At 70.0% G+C, this 17,638-nt stretch carries 1 protein-coding gene; it reads left to right on the top strand.

Going from position 1 to position 17,638, the window contains the following annotated elements:
- The first annotated feature begins 269 nt into the window (after window positions 1-269).
- On the top strand, window positions 270-17,630 hold the full coding sequence (locus FX134_RS06685; protein ID WP_080799439.1) for a choice-of-anchor D domain-containing protein: 17,361 nt from the start codon (window positions 270-272) through the stop codon (window positions 17,628-17,630).
- Window positions 17,631-17,638: the final 8 nt, after the last annotated feature.

Here is a 17,638-nt window from a genome sequence, read left to right as displayed (position 1 = left end):
GAGCGTAGCGAGTCGAAGGATCCCGTGCGGCGCCAGCAGGGAGCGTCACGGCTATCGCCGCACGGGATCCTTCGACTTCGCGCTGCGCGCTCCGCTCAGGATGACAACAGGGGGGGGCTTCGTTTGCTCCGGCGGCCTTTCGGGGGGCATGGCTTCCTTTCGTCTCCGATAGAGGGCCTTATAGGTGCGGTTTTGGTGTAGGTGGAGGGGTACTCTTTTGAGATACCCTCGCACGAGGGCTGCACTCGCATAAGAGGGGGGGGCCTGATATGAAGTCGCGCCGAACCAAGCTGGGGAAATCTCTGCTCGCGTTTGTTCTGGCCGTGTCGCTGGCGGTGCCGTCGCAGGCGTTCGCCGAGATAGGCTCGCTGGCTACGGCAGCCCAGGAGCAGGATGCGGGCGCGAACGACGCTCCGCAGGTTACCGCCCCGCCCGCGGAGGGCGAGGATCCCGGTCCCTCGATTTCAGTGGAGCCGGCAGACCCCGAGGCTCCGGACGATGGCGCCGTCCAGGATCCCGTCGATCCCGTCGATCCCAACGCGCCCGAAGCGCCGAGCGACGACGCCCTCGATCCCGGCCAGGATCCCGCGACGGCCGACGAGCACGCCGAGCCGCCCGCGGGCGATGACCCCGCCCTGCTCGCCGCATCGCCCGCCCCCGACGCCGACTCCGAGGCCGAGAACGCCGACGTCGACCCCTCAACCTACACCGGCACGCTCTACTTCGGCCCGCGCAACAACGAAGAGGGCAACGAGTGGTCGCTGTTCATCGACTGGGCGTGCAAGACCCCCTACACCGGGCAGCCCGGCACCTGGGAGGTGTCCGGCACCACGCTCAAGCTGAACGGCTTCCACTATACGGCCGTGAAGTGCGGCATCGGCCTGCTCGCCAATTTCTTCTCGAAGGGCGCGCGCATCGAGCTGGCATCGGGCAGCACGAACAGCATCACCCTCGACCCCCAGGATGCCTCCTTCGAGGATCACAGCGCCGCCCTCCGCGTCGAGAAGGACCTTGCCATCGTGGGCGAGGGCACGCTGCGGCTGTCGGCGGGAACCTCGGGGGGGCCGGCCGCCGACGGCGTGCCGCGGGATTGCGTCGGCCTGTACGCGGATTCCCTTACCGTGACGCAGTCCGAGGTGTGGGCGCAGGGAGGCAGGGCGGGAACCGGCTCCAAGACGGGCGTCGAGGTTCTCCACTCCGTCGTTTTGGACAGCGCCACCCTGCATGCCGAAGACGGCTCCGGCGGCTACGGCTTCAGGTGCCAAACGCTGGAGATGCGCTCGGCCTACACGGCCCCCGCCGAGCTGGATGCGCGCGGAAGCGAAGGCATCGAGATCAGCCGTGAACCCAAAATTGCGGGCAGCTCGATTCCCTTGGGCAACCCCAACCGCGACGGCGAGGCCGATCAGCGCTTGAAGTATTCCGGGAACATGTACTTGATGGCCAGCACGAGCGAACTCGCCAAGCACGTGAACATCGTCTCGTCACCTATCGCGAACCACTCGCTCTACATGGGCAGGGTGAACGGCAAGATCGGCCTGTACTGCGACCGCAACCTCACGGTGCCCTACAACCCGCCGAGGAAATGCTGGGGCCACGACAACTACGGGAACCTCTATCTGAGCAACCTCAATTTCGTCACCACGGCGCCCGTCGCACTGGAATGCCTCGAAGACGACTGCCTCATCACCGTCTTTCCCGATACCGTCAACAGCTTGATGAGCGTTGCGGAGGGCGCCAGCCGAACTGCGGGCATCCGCAGCGACCATCGGGTGACCATTCGGGCCTGGGGCGACGCAGTGTTCACCGCGCAGGGCGGCAACGCGCTGTCATCTGGTACGACTGCGGGCATCGAGGCGGACGAAGTGGTCGTCGAGCGCATCAACAATCAGACCGTCATCGCGCGCGGAGGCGACGGTGGCACATCGCTTGGCATCAAGGCTCGCAACGTCACGGTCCCCCGCGGGTTCATAGCCGAAGGAGGTACGGCGGGCTTGAGCGTGCGCGATACGCTCAAGACGGAAAACGACGAAGTGGCCGTGCTGGGCCGCGAAGATGTGGCGGGCGACGAGCTGGCCGTGGCGCAGCACGACCGGTCGAGCACGTACTTTCAGGTGAACGGCAAAGCCGCGCGCCACATCGAAACCGGTCCCAAGAGCGCCTCGCGCCTCTACTTCGGACCTGAAAGGAAGGACGCCTCCAACGACTGGGGCCTGTTCGTGAACAAGGAGCTTACGCAAACATACGACGGCAACCGAAACCGCTGGAGCGTGGGCAAGCGTACCGACGGCACGCCCGAGCTGAGGCTCAAAGGCTTCACCTACCTCTCAAGCGACGAGGTGGCCCTGGAGGTGTGGAGCGATACCGCCTCGCCCAGCGGCAAGGTGGTCATTGCGCTCGCGGAGGGCACTCAGAACCTGATTGCCGTCGAGCGCTCTACCGACGATGCTACCACGGCCATCGACGCCGGGCTGGAGAACCGGCTGGTCTTCGATGGCCCCGGCAGCCTCGAGGCGTCGTCGCGGACGGTCGGTCAGGGTACGGCTTCGACAGGTATCCGCGCCGAGGCGATCGATGTCGAGGGCGGCGCGACGGTGCACGCCCAAGCGTGGCACGGCGGTGCGTCGTCAGGCGACATCTGCGTCGGCGTGAGGTCGGCGGTTGGCGGCGATATCTCCGACGGCACCCTGCATGCGACGGGCGACTCGTCGAGCATGCAGACAGGCAGGGCGTTCGGCCCGACGTCGCTCGTGAAGGCGCAAGGCCGCGCCGACCGCACGAGCGGCGACCTCACGGAGGCGCACTTCAACAAAAGCTTACGTGCTTACGAAGGCGAGGGCGGGACGAACAGGGAAACCTATATCAGCTCCCTCGTGCCCGAAGGCCCTCTCTACTTCGCGCCGAAGGACCGAGCGCACCCGGAGGGCGACTGGACACTCTACACCGACGCGGCGTACGCGAGCGAGTACCCCGCAAGCGCGCGGTGGAGCGCCCGGGGCAACACGCTTCGCCTCAACGGCTTCACGTACCGGACCGAGGGCACCACGGCCCTGAGCGTGTACGACGCGCCGGCCGAGATAGCCTTCGAGGGGCAGAACGCCCTCGCGGCCAGCGGTCCCGCCGACAGGGAGGATGCAGCTGCCATCAAGGCGACCGCGCCCCTCGTCATCACGGGAAGCGAGGGCGCCACGCTCAAGGCCGTCGGCACGGCGGGGAATCTCACAAGGCGGAAGAGTTCGGGCATTGCCGCAGGCGAGCTGACGCTGCGCAACGCGAACGTCGAGGCGCTCGGAGCGCGCTCCTCCGAGCACGGCACCGGCTACGGCATCCAAGCGACGGGGCTCACCGTCTCCCGCAGTACGGTGGACGCGCGCGATGCCGCCGAGCAGGGCCAAGCGATGCTCGGCTTCGGACTGCACGTGAGCAAGACGGCGCAGGGCAAGGGCGGGCTTCTGAAGGTAGAGAGGTCGAAGATCTACGCGCAGGGCCGTTCGGGGGCCGTGTACGCGGAAGTCGCGCCCGATATCCCCTATCAGCAGACCGTCGGTACCAAGGAGCTTGGCAGCGATGATTTCATACACGCCATATACAGCCCGGAGCATATGCGCTACCTGGCGCAAGATGCGTACGCGCGACGGCTGAGGATAGGCGATACGGCATCCGACACGCTGTATTTCGGTCCGTTAAACCGCAATCCCGACAATGAATGGTCGCTTTTTACCGATGCGCAGTGCACGAAGCCCTACGACGGCAAGAACTGGAAGGCGAACGGCAAAACGCTCGAACTGTCGTATTTCAGCTACTACACCACCGCCAACACCGCGCTCTACCTCTACGACGGAGCCACCGTCGGCTCGTTCAACAGCGTAGTGGCGAGCGTGGGCGCGGGCCCAGGGCAGAAGCGGGGCATCAAGGCAGAATCCGATTTTACCTTCTCGGGCAACGCGACCCTCGAGGCGTTTGCGGCCCCCACGTCGATGGAGGGCGACTCCATCGGCATCGAGGCTCATAACATCCTGCAGACCGGCGGCTACCTGCGCGCCGAGGCGCAACAGGCTGAGGGCGGCTCGTCATACGGCTTCCGCGTTAACAAGTACCAGCTGGTAGGCGGCGGCGGGGTCGAAGCGCTGGGCAACACGGCGGGCTTCTATTCGAACGAGGAATCGGAGTTCCGCAACCTCATCGTGAGGGGGCATGTCCACCGCGACAAAGAGGAGGCCATGCAGGAGGCCTCCTACAACGCGAGGACCAAATGCTACATGGTGAACGGCTATCGCGCGCAGGTCGTAAACGTCACGGAGCATACGCCCGGGCCCACCGGTCCCCTCTACTTCGGAAGCATCGAGGGCGTCTGGTCGCTCTACACCGATGCCGAGCGCAAGCATCCCTACACCGGTAGCGGCTGGAGCGTTGACGGCAATGCGCTCGTACTGTCCAACTTCGAATACACCTCGCAGCAGACCACCGCGCTCGTCATCCAGGGCAATGCGACGATCCGCCTGAAGGAGGGTACGAGCACCATCGAGTGCCGCAACTCGGTGAGCGACTTTCCTACCCACGCCATCGAAGCCCCCGACGGCCTGACCATCGAGGGCGATGATCGCGCGGTGCTGGAAGTGAAGGCGGAGACCCGACTCGACGGCACCGATGCAGCCGGCGAGGGCACTGCGAGCGCCCAGGACGATCCGGGCAGCTATGACGATGATTACCGCGCTGATGATGATTACAACGCGGCCGTGAGCGTGGCGGGCAGGGGGGACGGCAAGAACCTCGTGCTCAAGGGCGGCATGCTGAAGGTCACGGCAAAGGGGGGACGGGACCGCCAGCTGATGCACGGTGTGGTGAGCAGCGGCAAGACGACGTTCGCCGGCGGCTCGCTGTCGGTCTCCATCGAAGGCAAGTTCGCGGGCAACGGCTTGCGGGCCGGGAGCCTGTCCTACGAGAAGGGCTCCTTCGAGGGCACCTCCTCGGGCCGGGGCGCCTTCTGGGTGAACACCGAGACGACCCCGTTCAAGGACAACGTGGACATACTGGGAGGCGACTCCCGCGACTCGCAGCTGGAGACTCCCCGATGGGACCAGTACACCCACGCGATCGTCATAAACGGCAATCCCTGCCCGTACGTGCGCATCACCTCCCATGACACGCCGCTGTACTTCGGGCCGCGCGACGACTCGCAGTTCAATAAGTGGTCGCTGTTCACCGACCCGCACTACGCCATCGAGTACGCGGGCCAACGCGACGCATGGGCGGTGTACGGCACTATGCTCGTGCTGGAGAACTTCAACCTCACCACGAGTCACAACACGGCGCTCGAGGTGAAGAACGACGACGATGCCACCGTGGCGGCGGCGGTCGGCTCGACGAATACCCTCAAGAGCACGGCCAACGAAGGGGAGGAATCCTACGGCATCCATGCCTGGGGTCCGCTGGAGATCAGCGGGAGGGGCGCCCTCAACGCCACGGGCGGCTCCCCGGGCCTTGGGGGAGAGTCCTTTGGCGTGAAGGCCGACCAGCTCAAGGTGGTCGACACCCTTCTCATCGCCTCGGGCAGGACGGCCGGCGTGTCGGCGTCCTCCGAGCCCGCGCACAACACGCTGGTGTGGGGCAGCGCGGATAAGAGCGGCGGGCAGCTCAAGGAGGCCGTGTGGAAGGACGGCCGCTACCTCGCCGATGGAATCGACGCCCGCTACGTGCGGTTCTCGCAGTTCGACCCGCGGGGCGCGCTGTACTTCGGGCCCGAGGGCAACGTGCCCGGCAACCCGTGGTCGCTGTTCGCCAACCCCTCGCGCACCAGCAAGTACGATGGCGAGGGTACCACGTGGAGCGTGGAGGGCAAGAACCTCAAGCTGAACAACTTCACCTACCAGACCGACGGCTTGGTGGGGCTCTCGGTGTCGCCCGATCCCGATGCTGCCATCACCCTGCAGCCCGGCACTAAGAACACCATCAGAGGCGACGCGTGGATGGACATGAGCAACGACACCGCGGCCGCCCTGCAATCGGACGGACCCCTTACCATAGCGGGCGAGGGCTCGCTTTTGGTTACTGCCGGCGGGTCGTGGACGCGCGGCAACCGCTACGGCATCGACGCGCCCTTGCTCACGGTCACGGCCAACGACGTCACCGCCATCGGCGACACGGCCGGCGTGCACGCCAACGAGGAGCCGGCGCACCCCAACCTCACGGTGACGGGATCGGTGGACCGCTACGGTTCCAACGCGAAGGACGTGACGTGGAGCGAGGGGTGCTATCTGGTAGGCAAGACGCCGGCCCGCTTCGTCGAGTTCGAGAACAACCTGGCTGCCGCAGGCCTGTACTTCGGCGGCGTGGGCGCGGAATGGTCGCTGTACACCGACTCGCTCAAAACCCAGGAGTACCCGGGCAAGGGCGTGACGTGGAGCGCAGCTGGGCACACGCTCACGCTCAAAGGGGTGCAGTTCGAGACGTGGGGCGAGACGGCCCTGACCGTGAGCGCCGCCGATGACGCCGCCATCGTCTTGGCGCCCGAGTCCGTGAGCGCCTTCAAGAGCACGGCGAAGGACGCCGCGGCAACCTACGGCGTGTACGCGGAGGGCAGCCTGACCATCGGCGGCTCGGGGTCGCTCATCGCCTCGGGCGGCGAAGCCTCGGACGGCGGCACGTCGACCGGCCTCTTCTCCCTGGGGGCGCTGACGGTGAACGGCGGACACCTCTTGCTCGAGGGCGGCCCCGGCGACCTGTCGGTGGGCCTGAGCGCCCTCATCAAGGGCACCGTTCGCGGCGGCATCGTCGATGCGAAGGGCAATACGGGCGGCGTGCGGACGTTCCACTCCAGCGGCCTCGTGCTGGAGAACGGCGTGAAGGCAGAAGGCGCCGTCGAGCGCGACGGCGAGGAGCTGAAGCCTGCGGTGTATAACGAGCCATCCGGATACTACCAGGTGGACGGCGCGAACGCGCGGCATACGCGCGTGGCGGCCCCGCCCAACCCCCTCATAGCGGCCGATCCGGGGCTTCTGGCCTTCGGCGTGCAGCCGGTGAACGCCAAGAGCGCCGAGCAGCGCCTGCGCGTGAGCGCCAGCGAGCTTACGGCCGATATGACCATCGAGGCCCCCGAGGGCTTCACCGTGACGCCCGCCGAAGGGTGGAGCGGGCTTTTCGGCGGCGAGCTGCGCGTGACGTTCGATCCCACCGAGAACAAGAGCTACGGCGGGGTGCTGTGGCTGCGCTCGGAAGGCGCCCCCGACGTGCCCGTGGTGCTCACGGGCGAGGGGCGCGCTTCGGTTATCGTGGCCGATCCGGGGCTTCTGGCCTTCGGCTACCAGGCCGTGGCCACGAAGAGCGCCGAGCAGCGCGTGAAGGTGGCGGCTTCGGGCCTCAAGAGCGATATGGCCATCGAGGCGCCCGACGGCTTCACCGTGGTTCCCGCCGAGGGCTGGAACCCGCGCACGGGCGGGATCTTGCGCGTCACGTTCGACCCCCTCGAGGCCAAGAGTTACGGCGGCATGCTGTGGCTGAAGGCCGAGGGAACATCGGGTGCCGTCGTGGCGCCCGTGACGCTGACGGGCGAAGGGCGCGAGACGACGGTGGACGTGTCGGCGAAGCGCCTGTCATTCGGCCTCCAGCCGGTGGCCACGAAGAGCGCCGAGCAGCGCGTGCAGGTGAAGGCCTCCGGGTTGGAGAGCGACCTCGAGGTCAGCGCGCCCGAGGGATTCACCGTGGTTCCCGCCGATGGGTGGGACGCGCGCGAGGGAGGCACCCTGCGCGTGACGTTCGATCCTGTGCAGGCCAAGCCCTACGGCGAGATGCTCACGGTGGAGGCCGACGGCGCCGACGCCACGATGGTGGCGCTCGCAGGCGAGGGCCGCGAGGTGGCCGTGGCTGCCGACCCCGGGCTTCTGGCGTTCGGCATGCAGGGCGTGGGCACCGAGAGCGAGACGCTCACCATAACGGTGGCGGCGTCGGGCCTTGACTCGAACATCGCGTTCGAGGCGCCCGAGGGCTTCAAAGTGGTGCCGGGCGACGACTGGAATCCGCGAAGCGGCGGCCAGCTGTACGTGACGTTCGCGCCCGCTGAGGTCAAAAGCTATGCCGACGTGCTGTGGATTGGCGCTGACGGTGCCGACGCCGCGCCGGTGGCGCTCACGGGAGAGGGCGTGACGGCGAAGATCGAGGTCGCGCCCCATCGCTTGGATTTCGGCCACCAGACGGTGAACACGAAGAGCGCCGAGAAGCGCGTGACGGTGAAGGCCGTCGGCCTCTCGAACGACATGACCTTCGAGACGCCGGAGGGTTTCGAGATCAAGCCCGCCGACAACTGGAACCCGCGCACGGGCGGCGATCTGCGCGTGACGTTCAGCCCCGCGAGCGAGAAGATGTACGACGGCGTGCTTTCCATCGTCTCCGGCACTACGAAGGCGACGCCGATCGCGCTCGAGGGCACGGGAAGCATGCCGACCATCGTCATACTGCCGGTCTTCAACGAATTCGGCAGCCAGCCCGTGGGCACCGAAAGCGCCGAGCAGCGCATCCACGTGTCCGCGTACAACGCCCAGGCCGACCTCGAGATAGCCGTGCCTGCGGGCTTCAAGGTGACGAAGGCTCTCAACTGGAACGCCCGGACCGGCGGCGACCTGATCGCGAGGTTCGCGCCGACCGAGGCCAAGTCCTATTACGAAGAGCTCGAGGTGGGCAGCCAGGGTAGCTGGTCCACCGCGTTTCTGACGGGTCAGGGGCGGCAGTCGATCATCAAGGCGACGCCCGAGAAGCTGGACTTCGGCGGCCAGCCCGTGGGATCGGCGAGCGCGGCGAAGCTGGTGGAGGTGAGCGCCTCCAGCTTGGGCGGCGATTTGACCTGGAACGTGCCTGACGGCTTCAAGGCGGAGCCCGCGGCGGGGTGGAACCCGCGCACAGGCGGCACGCTGCGCGTGACGTTCGCGCCCGATCGGGCGACGACGTACGGCGGCATGCTGCAGATTGGCGCCCCCGATTCCGGCGGAGCGGCCGCGTCCGTGGCGCTTGCCGGCGAGGGGGTTTCGGCCAGCATCAAGGCCGACCCGGGCAAGCTGGCCTTCGGGCCGCAGCCGGTGGGCGCCAAGAGCGCCGAGCAGCGCGTGCGCGTGAGCGCGAGCGGGCTTGGCGCGGATATGACGGCGACGGCGCCTGACGGCTTCACGGTCGTGCCGGCCGAGGGGTGGAACCCCCGCACGGGCGGCGAGTTGCGCGTCACGTTCGATCCGACCGAGGCCAAGGCCTACGGCGGTATGCTGCGCATCGAGGCCGGAGGCGCGGCCGCCCTGGTCGCGCTCGCGGGCGAGGGGCGCGAGGCGATGGTGCGGGCGACGCCCGACCATCTGGACTTCGGCAACCAGGCCGTGGGCACCATGAGCGCCGAGCAGCGCGTGCGCGTGACGGCCTCGGGCCTGACGGGCGACCTCGAGGTCACGGCGCCGGCCGGCTTCACGGCGGTGCCTGCCGAGGGCTGGAACGACCGCACGGGCGGCGAGCTGCGCGTGACGTTCAATCCGACTGAGGCGCGCGCGTACGCCGCCGATCTGCTGGTGAGCGCCGACGGCGCCGACGGGGCCGCGGTGGCCCTTTCGGGCACGGGCCGCACGGCCGCTATCGCGGCGATGCCCGGTAAGCTCGACTTCGGGCGGCAGATCGTGGGAACGAAGAGCGCCGAGCAGCTGGTGGAGGTGAAGGCCGAGGGGCTCGACGCGGACATGGTCGTCGCTGCGCCGGACGGCTTCACGGTCGTGCCGGCCGACGGGTGGAGCGCGCGCACGGGCGGAACCCTGCGCGTGACGTTCGACCCGACCGAGGCGAGGAATTACGGCGGCGTGCTGAGCATCGACGCCGACGGGGCCGATGCGGCGCAGGTGGCGCTCACCGGCAAGGGCGAGGCGCCGAGCATCGCGGCGAGCCCGGGCCGCCTGGCCTTCGGCAAGCAGCCGGTGGCCACCAAGAGCGCCGAGCAGCGCGTGCGCGTGACGGCCTCGGGCCTCACGGGCGACCTGTCGTATACGGCGCCGGGCGGCTTCACGGTCGTGCCCGCCGAGGGCTGGGACGCGCGTGCCGGCGGCGAGCTGCGGGTGACGTTCGACCCGACCGAAGCCAAGGTCTACGGCGGCGTGCTGCTCATCGAGGCCGACGGCGGCGACGCCGCGAGCGTGACGCTTACGGGTACGGGCCTGACCACGGCCATCGCCGTGAGCCCGGGCCGCTTGGACTTCGGGGGGCAGGCCGTGGCCACCAAGAGCGCCGAGCAGCTCGTGCGCGTGAGCGCGAGCGGGCTCGCGTCCGACCTGCGCATCGACGTGCCGGACGGCTTCACGGTGATGGAGGCCGACGGCTGGGACGCGCGCACGGGCGGCACCCTGCGCGTGACGTTCGACCCGATCGAGGCGAAGGCCTACACCGGCGATCTGCTGGTGAGCGCCGACGGTGCCGACGGGGCCGCGGTGGCCCTGGCCGGCGAGGGGCGCTCGGTGTCCATAGCGGCGACGCCGAGCCTGGTGGACTTCGGCAACCAGGCCGTGGCCACCAAGAGCGCCGAGCAGCTGGTGCAGGTGACGGCCACGGGGCTCACGGGCGGCATGGCCTACGCCGTGCCGGAAGGCTTCACGGTCGTTCCGGCCGAGGGGTGGAGCGCGCTCACGGGCGGCACCCTGCGCGTGACGTTCGACCCCACCGAGGCCAAGGCCTACGGCGGCGTGCTGCGCCTGTCGGCCGACGGTGCCGACGGAGCTGCGGTAACGCTCACGGGCGTGGGCCGCAGCGCCGCCATCGCGGTTGATCCGGGCCGCGTGGCCTTCGGCAAGCAGCCGGTGGGCACCAAGAGCGCCGAGCAGCTGGTGGAGGTGCGGGCGAGCGGGCTCGACCAGAATATGACTTACAACGTGCCCGACGGCTTCACGGTGACGGAGGCCGACGGGTGGAGCGCGCTCACGGGCGGCACCCTGCGCATCACCTTCGACCCCACGGCGGCCCAGAGCTACAGCGCCGTGATGTGGATAGAGGCCGAGGGGGCCGACGCCGCGCCGGTCGCCCTCACGGGCGAGGGCGTCGACGCCGCCATCGCCGCCGATCCGGGGCTTCTGGCCTTCGGCTACGTGCCGGTGGACGACCATAGCGCCGAGCAGACGCTGCGGGTGTCGGCTGCGGGCCTCTCGGGCGACTTGACCTATCATGCGCCCGACGGCTTCACGGTGAATCCGGCCGACGGCTGGGGCGCGCGCACGGGCGGGACCCTGCGCGTGACGTTCGACCCCACCGAAGCCAAGAGCTACGGAGCCGTCATGTGGATCGAGGCTAACGGCGCCGATTCCGTGCCGGTCACGCTCACGGGCCAGGGACATCGCTCCTCGGTGACCGTGGATCCGAAGCTGCTGGAGTTCGACCCTCAGCAGGTGGGCACGAAGAGCGCTGAGAAGCTCGTGCGCGTGACGGCGACCGACGCGACGAGCGATCTTTCGCTCGGCGACGTTCCGCAGGGCTTCACGGTGACGAAGGCCGGCGGATGGAGCGACCAGACCGGCGGCACCCTGCGCATCACGTTCGATCCGACCGACGAGAAGACCTACGCCGCGGTCCTGTGGGTGAAGGCCGGCGGCGCCGACGCGGCCGGCATCGCCCTTGTGGGCGAGGGCTGCGCGGCGAAGGTGGCTGCCACGCCCGACAGGCTCGCCTTCGGCAGCCAGGCCGTGGGCACCAAGAGCGCCGAGCGACTGGTGCAGGTGGATGCGAGCGGCCTGACGGACGACCTGGCGGTAAGCGCGCCGGACGGCTTCACGGTCGTTCCGGCCGACGGGTGGGATGCGCGCGAGGGCGGCGAGCTGCGCGTGACGTTCGATCCGACCGACGAGACGAACTATGGCGGCGTCCTGCGCATCGAGGCTGGCGGCGCCGACGCGGCCGAGGTGGCGCTCACGGGCCGGGGCAGCGCCTCGTCCATCGCGGCCACGCCCGGCCTGGCGGCCTTCGGCTTCCAGCCGGTGGGCACCAAGAGCGCCGAGCAGCTGGTGCAGGTGAGCGCGAGCGGGCTCACGTCCGACCTCGCCTTCACGGCGCCGGACGGCTTCACGGTCGTGCCGGCCGCAGGGTGGAGCGCGCGCGAGGGCGGAACCCTGCGCATCACGTTCGACCCGACCGAGGCCAAGAGCTACGGGGCCGTCATGTGGATAGAGGCCGACGGCGCCGACGGCGTGCCGGTCACCCTCACGGGCGAGGGGCGCGACGCGGCGGTGAAGGCCGTGCCCGGAAGCCTGTCGTTCGGCGGACAGGCCGTGGGAACGAAGAGCGCCGAGCAGCTGGTGCGCGTGGATGCCTCGGGGCTTGCGGGCGACCTCGCCCTCGACGTGCCGCAGGGCTTCACCGCGGTGCCGGCCGAGGGGTGGAACGCCCGCACCGGCGGCACGCTGCGCGTGACGTTCGACCCGACTGTGGCCAAGGCCTACCGCGCCGTCATGCGCATCGAGGCCGACGGCACCGACGGCGCCTCGGTCGCGCTCTCGGGCGAAGGCCGTGCGGCCGCCATCTCGGCCGATCCGGACCTGGTGGCCTTCGGCAGCCAGGCCGTGGGAACCAAGAGCGCCGAGCGGCTCGTGCGCGTGAGCGCGAGCGGACTCGGCCATGATCTGAGCTTCGCCGCGCCGGATGGCTTCACGGTCGTTCCGGCCGACGGCTGGGACGCCCGCGCGGGCGGCACCCTGCGCATCACGTTCGACCCCACCGAGGCCAAGGCCTACGGCGCGGTCATGTGGATAGAGGCCGACGGCGCCGACGGCGTGCCGGTCACCCTTACGGGCGAGGGCGAGGTGCCGAGCATCGCGGCGAGCCCGACGAGCCTGCGCTTCGGCAAGCAGCCGGTAGGCACCAAGAGCGCCGAGCAGCTCGTGAAGGTTACGGCCTCGGGGCTCACGGGCGATCTCGCCTTCGATGCGCCGGAGGGCTTCACGGTCACTCCGGCCGAGGGCTGGGATGCCCGCGTGGGCGGCACCCTGCGCGTGACGTTCGACCCGACCGAGGCCAGGGCCTACGGCGGCGTGCTGCGCCTGTCGGCCGACGGCGGCGACGCGGTGGACGTGGCGCTCGCCGGCGAGGGCCGGGAATCGGCCATCGCGGTGGACCCGGGCCTTGTGGCATTCGGGAACCAGCCGGTGAACACCGCGAGCGTCGAGCGCACGGTGAAGGTGGCGGCGAGCGGCCTGGCGGGCGATCTAGCTTACACGGCGCCTGCGGGCTTCACCGTCACCCCCGATGCCGGATGGGATAATCGCACGGGCGGCACGCTGCGCATCACGTTCTCCCCGACCGAGGCCAAGAGCTACGGCGCGGTCATGTGGGTGGAGGCCGACGGGGCCGATGCCGCGCCGGTCACGCTCACGGGCGAGGGCCGCGCGAAGGCCATCGCGGCCGATCCGGGGCTTCTGGCCTTCGGCTACGTGCCGGTGGGCGAGCACAGCGCCGAGCAGACGCTGCATGTGTCCGCCTCGGGGCTTTCGGGGCAGCTCAAGTGGCAGGCTCCCGACGGCTTCACGGTGAATCCGGCTGACGGCTGGAACGACCGCACGGGCGGCACCCTGCGCGTGACGTTCGATCCGACGGAGTCGAAGTCCTACGGCGCGGTCATGTGGATAGAGGCCGAGGGCGCCGACAGCGCTCCGGTCACCCTCACGGGCCAGGGGCATGAGACGTCGATCGTGGCGAGCCCCACGCTGCTGGAGTTCGACGCCCAGCAGGTGGGCACCAAGAGCGCCGAGAAGCTGGTGCGGGTGACGGCCTCCGACACGACGAGCGATCTTGTGCTCGAGGCTCCGCAGGGCTTCACGGTGACGCCGGCCGAGGGATGGGACGACCAGACCGGCGGCACGCTGCGCGTGACGTTCGATCCGACCGACGAGAAGACCTACGGCGAGGTGCTGTGGGTGCGCTCCGGCAACGATGCGGCCGGCGTCGCCCTCGTGGGCGAGGGCTGCGCTGCGAGGATAGGCGCCGAGCCCGGTCGGCTCGCCTTCGGCAGCCAGGCCGTGGGCACCAAGAGCGCCGAGCAGCTCGTGCGCGTGACGGCGAGCGGGCTCACGTCCGATCTGGTGCTGAGCGCGCCGGACGGCTTCACGGCCGTGCCGGCCGACGGGTGGGACGTGCGCGAGGGAGGCACCCTGCGCGTGACGTTCGATCCGACCGACGAGAAGAATTACGGCGGCATGCTGCGCATCGAGGCCGCCGGCGCCGACGCGGCCGAGGTCTCGCTCACGGGCCGGGGCAGCGCCTCGTCCATCGCGGCCTCGCCCGATCTGGCGGCCTTCGGCAGCCAGGCTGTGGGCACGAAGAGCGCCGAGCGGCTCGTGCGCGTAAATGCGAGCGGACTCGACCATGATATGAGCTTCACGGCGCCGGACGGCTTCACGGTCGCTCCGGCCGACGGATGGGACGCGCGCACGGGCGGAACCCTGCGCATCACGTTCGACCCGACCGAGGCGAAGAGCTACGGCGCGACCATGTGGATCGAGGCCGACGGCGCCGACGGCGCGCCGGTCACCCTCACGGGCGAGGGATACGCGGCTTCCATCGTCACCTCGCCCGATCTGGCGGCCTTCGGCTTCCAGCCGGTGGGCACCAAGAGTGCCGAGCGTACGGTGGAGGTGCGGGCGAGCGGGCTCACGTCCGATCTCGCCTTCACGGCGCCGGACGGCTTCACGGTGACTCCTGCCGACGGGTGGAGCGCGCGCGAGGGCGGCACCCTGCGCATCACGTTCGACCCGACCGAGGCCAAGAGCTACGGGTCGGTCATGTGGATAGAGGCCGACGGCGCCGACGGCGTGCCGCTCACCCTCACGGGCGAGGGACGCGACGCGGCGGTGAAGGCCGTGCCCGGGAGCCTGTCGTTCGGCGGCCAGGCCGTGGGCACGAAGAGCGCCGAGCAGCTAGTGAAGGTTGACGCCTCGGGGCTCACGGACGACCTCTCCTTCGACGTGCCGCGGGGCTTCACCGCGGTGCCGGCCGAGGGCTGGGACGCGCGCACCGGCGGCACGCTGCGCGTGACGTTCGACCCCACCGAGGCCAAGGCCTACCGTGCCGTCATGCGCATCGAGGCCGACGGCGCCGATGGGGCGCTCGTGCAGCTTGCAGGCGAGGGCCGTGCGGCCGCCATTTCCGCGTCGCCCGATCTGGTGGCCTTCGGCTTCCAGCCGGTGGGCACGAAGAGCGCCGAGCAGCTGGTGCAGGTGAGCGCGAGCGGGCTCGACCATGATATGAACTTCACGGCACCCGATGGCTTCACAGTCACCCCGGCCGAGGGCTGGGATCCGCTCACGGGCGGCACCCTGCGCATCACGTTCGACCCGACCGAGGCCAAGAGCTACGGCGCGGTCATGTGGGTGGAGGCCGACGGCGCCGACGGCATGCCGATCTCCCTCACCGGCGAAGGCCGCGAGTCGGCCGTGAAGGCGACGCCCGACCGGCTCTCCTTCGGCGATCAGCCGGTGGGTACCAAGAGCGCCGAGCAGCTCGTGCAGGTGGCGGCGAGCGGGCTCACATCTGACCTCAGCTTCGGCGCGCCGGAGGGCTTCACCGTGACTCCGGCCGAGGGCTGGAACGTCCGCACGGGCGGGACCCTGCGCGTGACGTTCGACCCGACTGCGGCCAAGGCGTACAGCGGCATGCTGTGGATCGACTCCGATGGCGCGGACGCCGCGTTCGTGGCGCTTACCGGCCAGGGCCGCACGTCGGCCATCAAGGCCGTTCCCGACCGGCTCTTGTTCGACGACCAGGTGGTGGGCACCAAGAGCGCCGAGCAGCTCGTGCGTGTGGACGCCTCGGGGCTCGCGGGCGACATGGCCTTCGACGTTCCGCAGGGCTTCACCGTGGTTCCGGCCGAGGGCTGGGACACCCGTACGGGCGGCGAGCTGCGCGTGACGTTCGACCCGACCGAGGCGAAGGCCTACAGCGAGGTGCTGTGGATCAACGCCGACGGGGCCGACGGCGCGCCGGTGGCGCTTTCGGGCACGGGGAAGACCTCCGAGATAACGGCATCGCCCACGAAGCTCTCCTTCGGCTTCCAGCCGGTGGGCACCAAGAGCGACGAGCAGCGCATTCTTGTGAAGGCCGCGGGGCTCGCGGCCGACCTCTCCTTCGAGGCGCCCGCGGGCTTCACCGTGGTTCCCGCCGAGGGCTGGGACGCCCGCGAGGGCGGCGAGCTGCGGGTGACGTTCGACCCGACCGAGGCGAAGGACTACGGGGCCGTGATGTGGATCGGGGCCGACGGGGCCGATGCCGCGCCGGTCGTGCTCGCGGGCGAGGGGCGCGAGACGGCCGTGAAGGCCACGCCGCCGGCGCTCGCGTTCGGCGGGCAGCCCGTGGGCACCAAGAGCGCCGAGCAGCGCGTGCGGGTGGTCGCGAGCGGGCTCACGTCCGATCTGGCCCTCGACGTGCCCGACGGCTTCACCGTGGTGCCGGCCGAGGGCTGGGACGCCCGCACGGGCGGCGAGCTGCGCGTGACGTTCGACCCGACGGAGGTCAAGGAGTACGGGGCCGTCCTGTCGATCGAGTCCGACGGGGCCGACGCCGCGTCGGTGGTGCTCACCGGCGAGGGCCGGGAGCAGGGCATCGTGGCCTCGCCGGATCTTCTGGCATTCGGCTTTCAGCCGGTGGCCTCCAAGAGCGCCGAGCAGCGCGTGCGCGTGCAGGCTTCGGGGCTGACGTCCGATATGTCCTTCGAAGAGCCGGAGGGCTTCACCGTGGTGCCGGCCGAGGGTTGGGATCCGCGTACGGGCGGCGAGCTGCGCATCACGTTCGATCCGCTGGAAGCCAAAGCCTACGGCGCGGTCATGTGGATCGAATCCGACGGCGCCGACGCCGCGTCGGTGGCGCTCACCGGCGAAGGCCGCGATCTGGCGGTGAAGGTGAGCGAGGGCCTGCTGGCGTTCGGCTCGCAGCCGGTGGCCACGAAGAGCGTCGAGAAGCGCGTGCACGTCGAGGCGTCGGGGCTTGAAGGCGACCTCGCCTTCTCGGCTCCGGCGGGCTTCACCGTGACGCCGGCTGAGGGCTGGGACGCGCGCACGGGCGGCGAGCTGCGGGTGACGTTCGACCCGACGGAGGCCAAGTCCTACGGCGAGGTCATGTGGATCGAATCCGACGGCGCCGATGCCGCGCCTGTGGCGCTTACCGGCGAGGGCCGCGAGGCGGGCGTCAAGGCGGCGCCCGAGCTGCTGGCGTTCGGCAAGCAGGAGGTGGGCACGAAGTCTGCCGGTCAGCGCGTGCATGTGCAGGCCTCGGGGCTTTCGGCCGACCTCGCGTTTGACGTGCCGGCGGGCTTCACCGTGGTGCCGGCCGAAGGATGGGATCCGCGCGCGGGCGGCGAGCTGCTCGTGACGTTCGACCCCACCGAGGTGAAGACGTACGGCGGGGTGCTGTGGATCGGGGCCGACGGCGCCGACGCCGCGCCCGTGGCGCTCACCGGCGAGGGCGTGAAGCCTGCGCCGCCGGTGCCGCCGAAGCCCAAGCCCACGCCCACGCCGACGCCCACGCCCAAGCCGCCCACGCCCATCACGGGCGACGGCGTGCCGGTGACGGGGCTTGCGGCCGTGGCCCTGCTGGCGGCCGTGGTGGCCGCGGCCAGCTGGCTGCGGTGGAGGCGCCGCCCCCGCTAGAGCGCGAC

Origin of the sequence: Arabiibacter massiliensis (assembly GCF_902386925.1) — a bacterium.
In the GTDB taxonomy this organism is placed as follows: Bacteria; Actinomycetota; Coriobacteriia; order Coriobacteriales; family Eggerthellaceae; genus Arabiibacter; species Arabiibacter massiliensis.
This window is presented reverse-complemented; position numbering and strand designations above follow the sequence as displayed.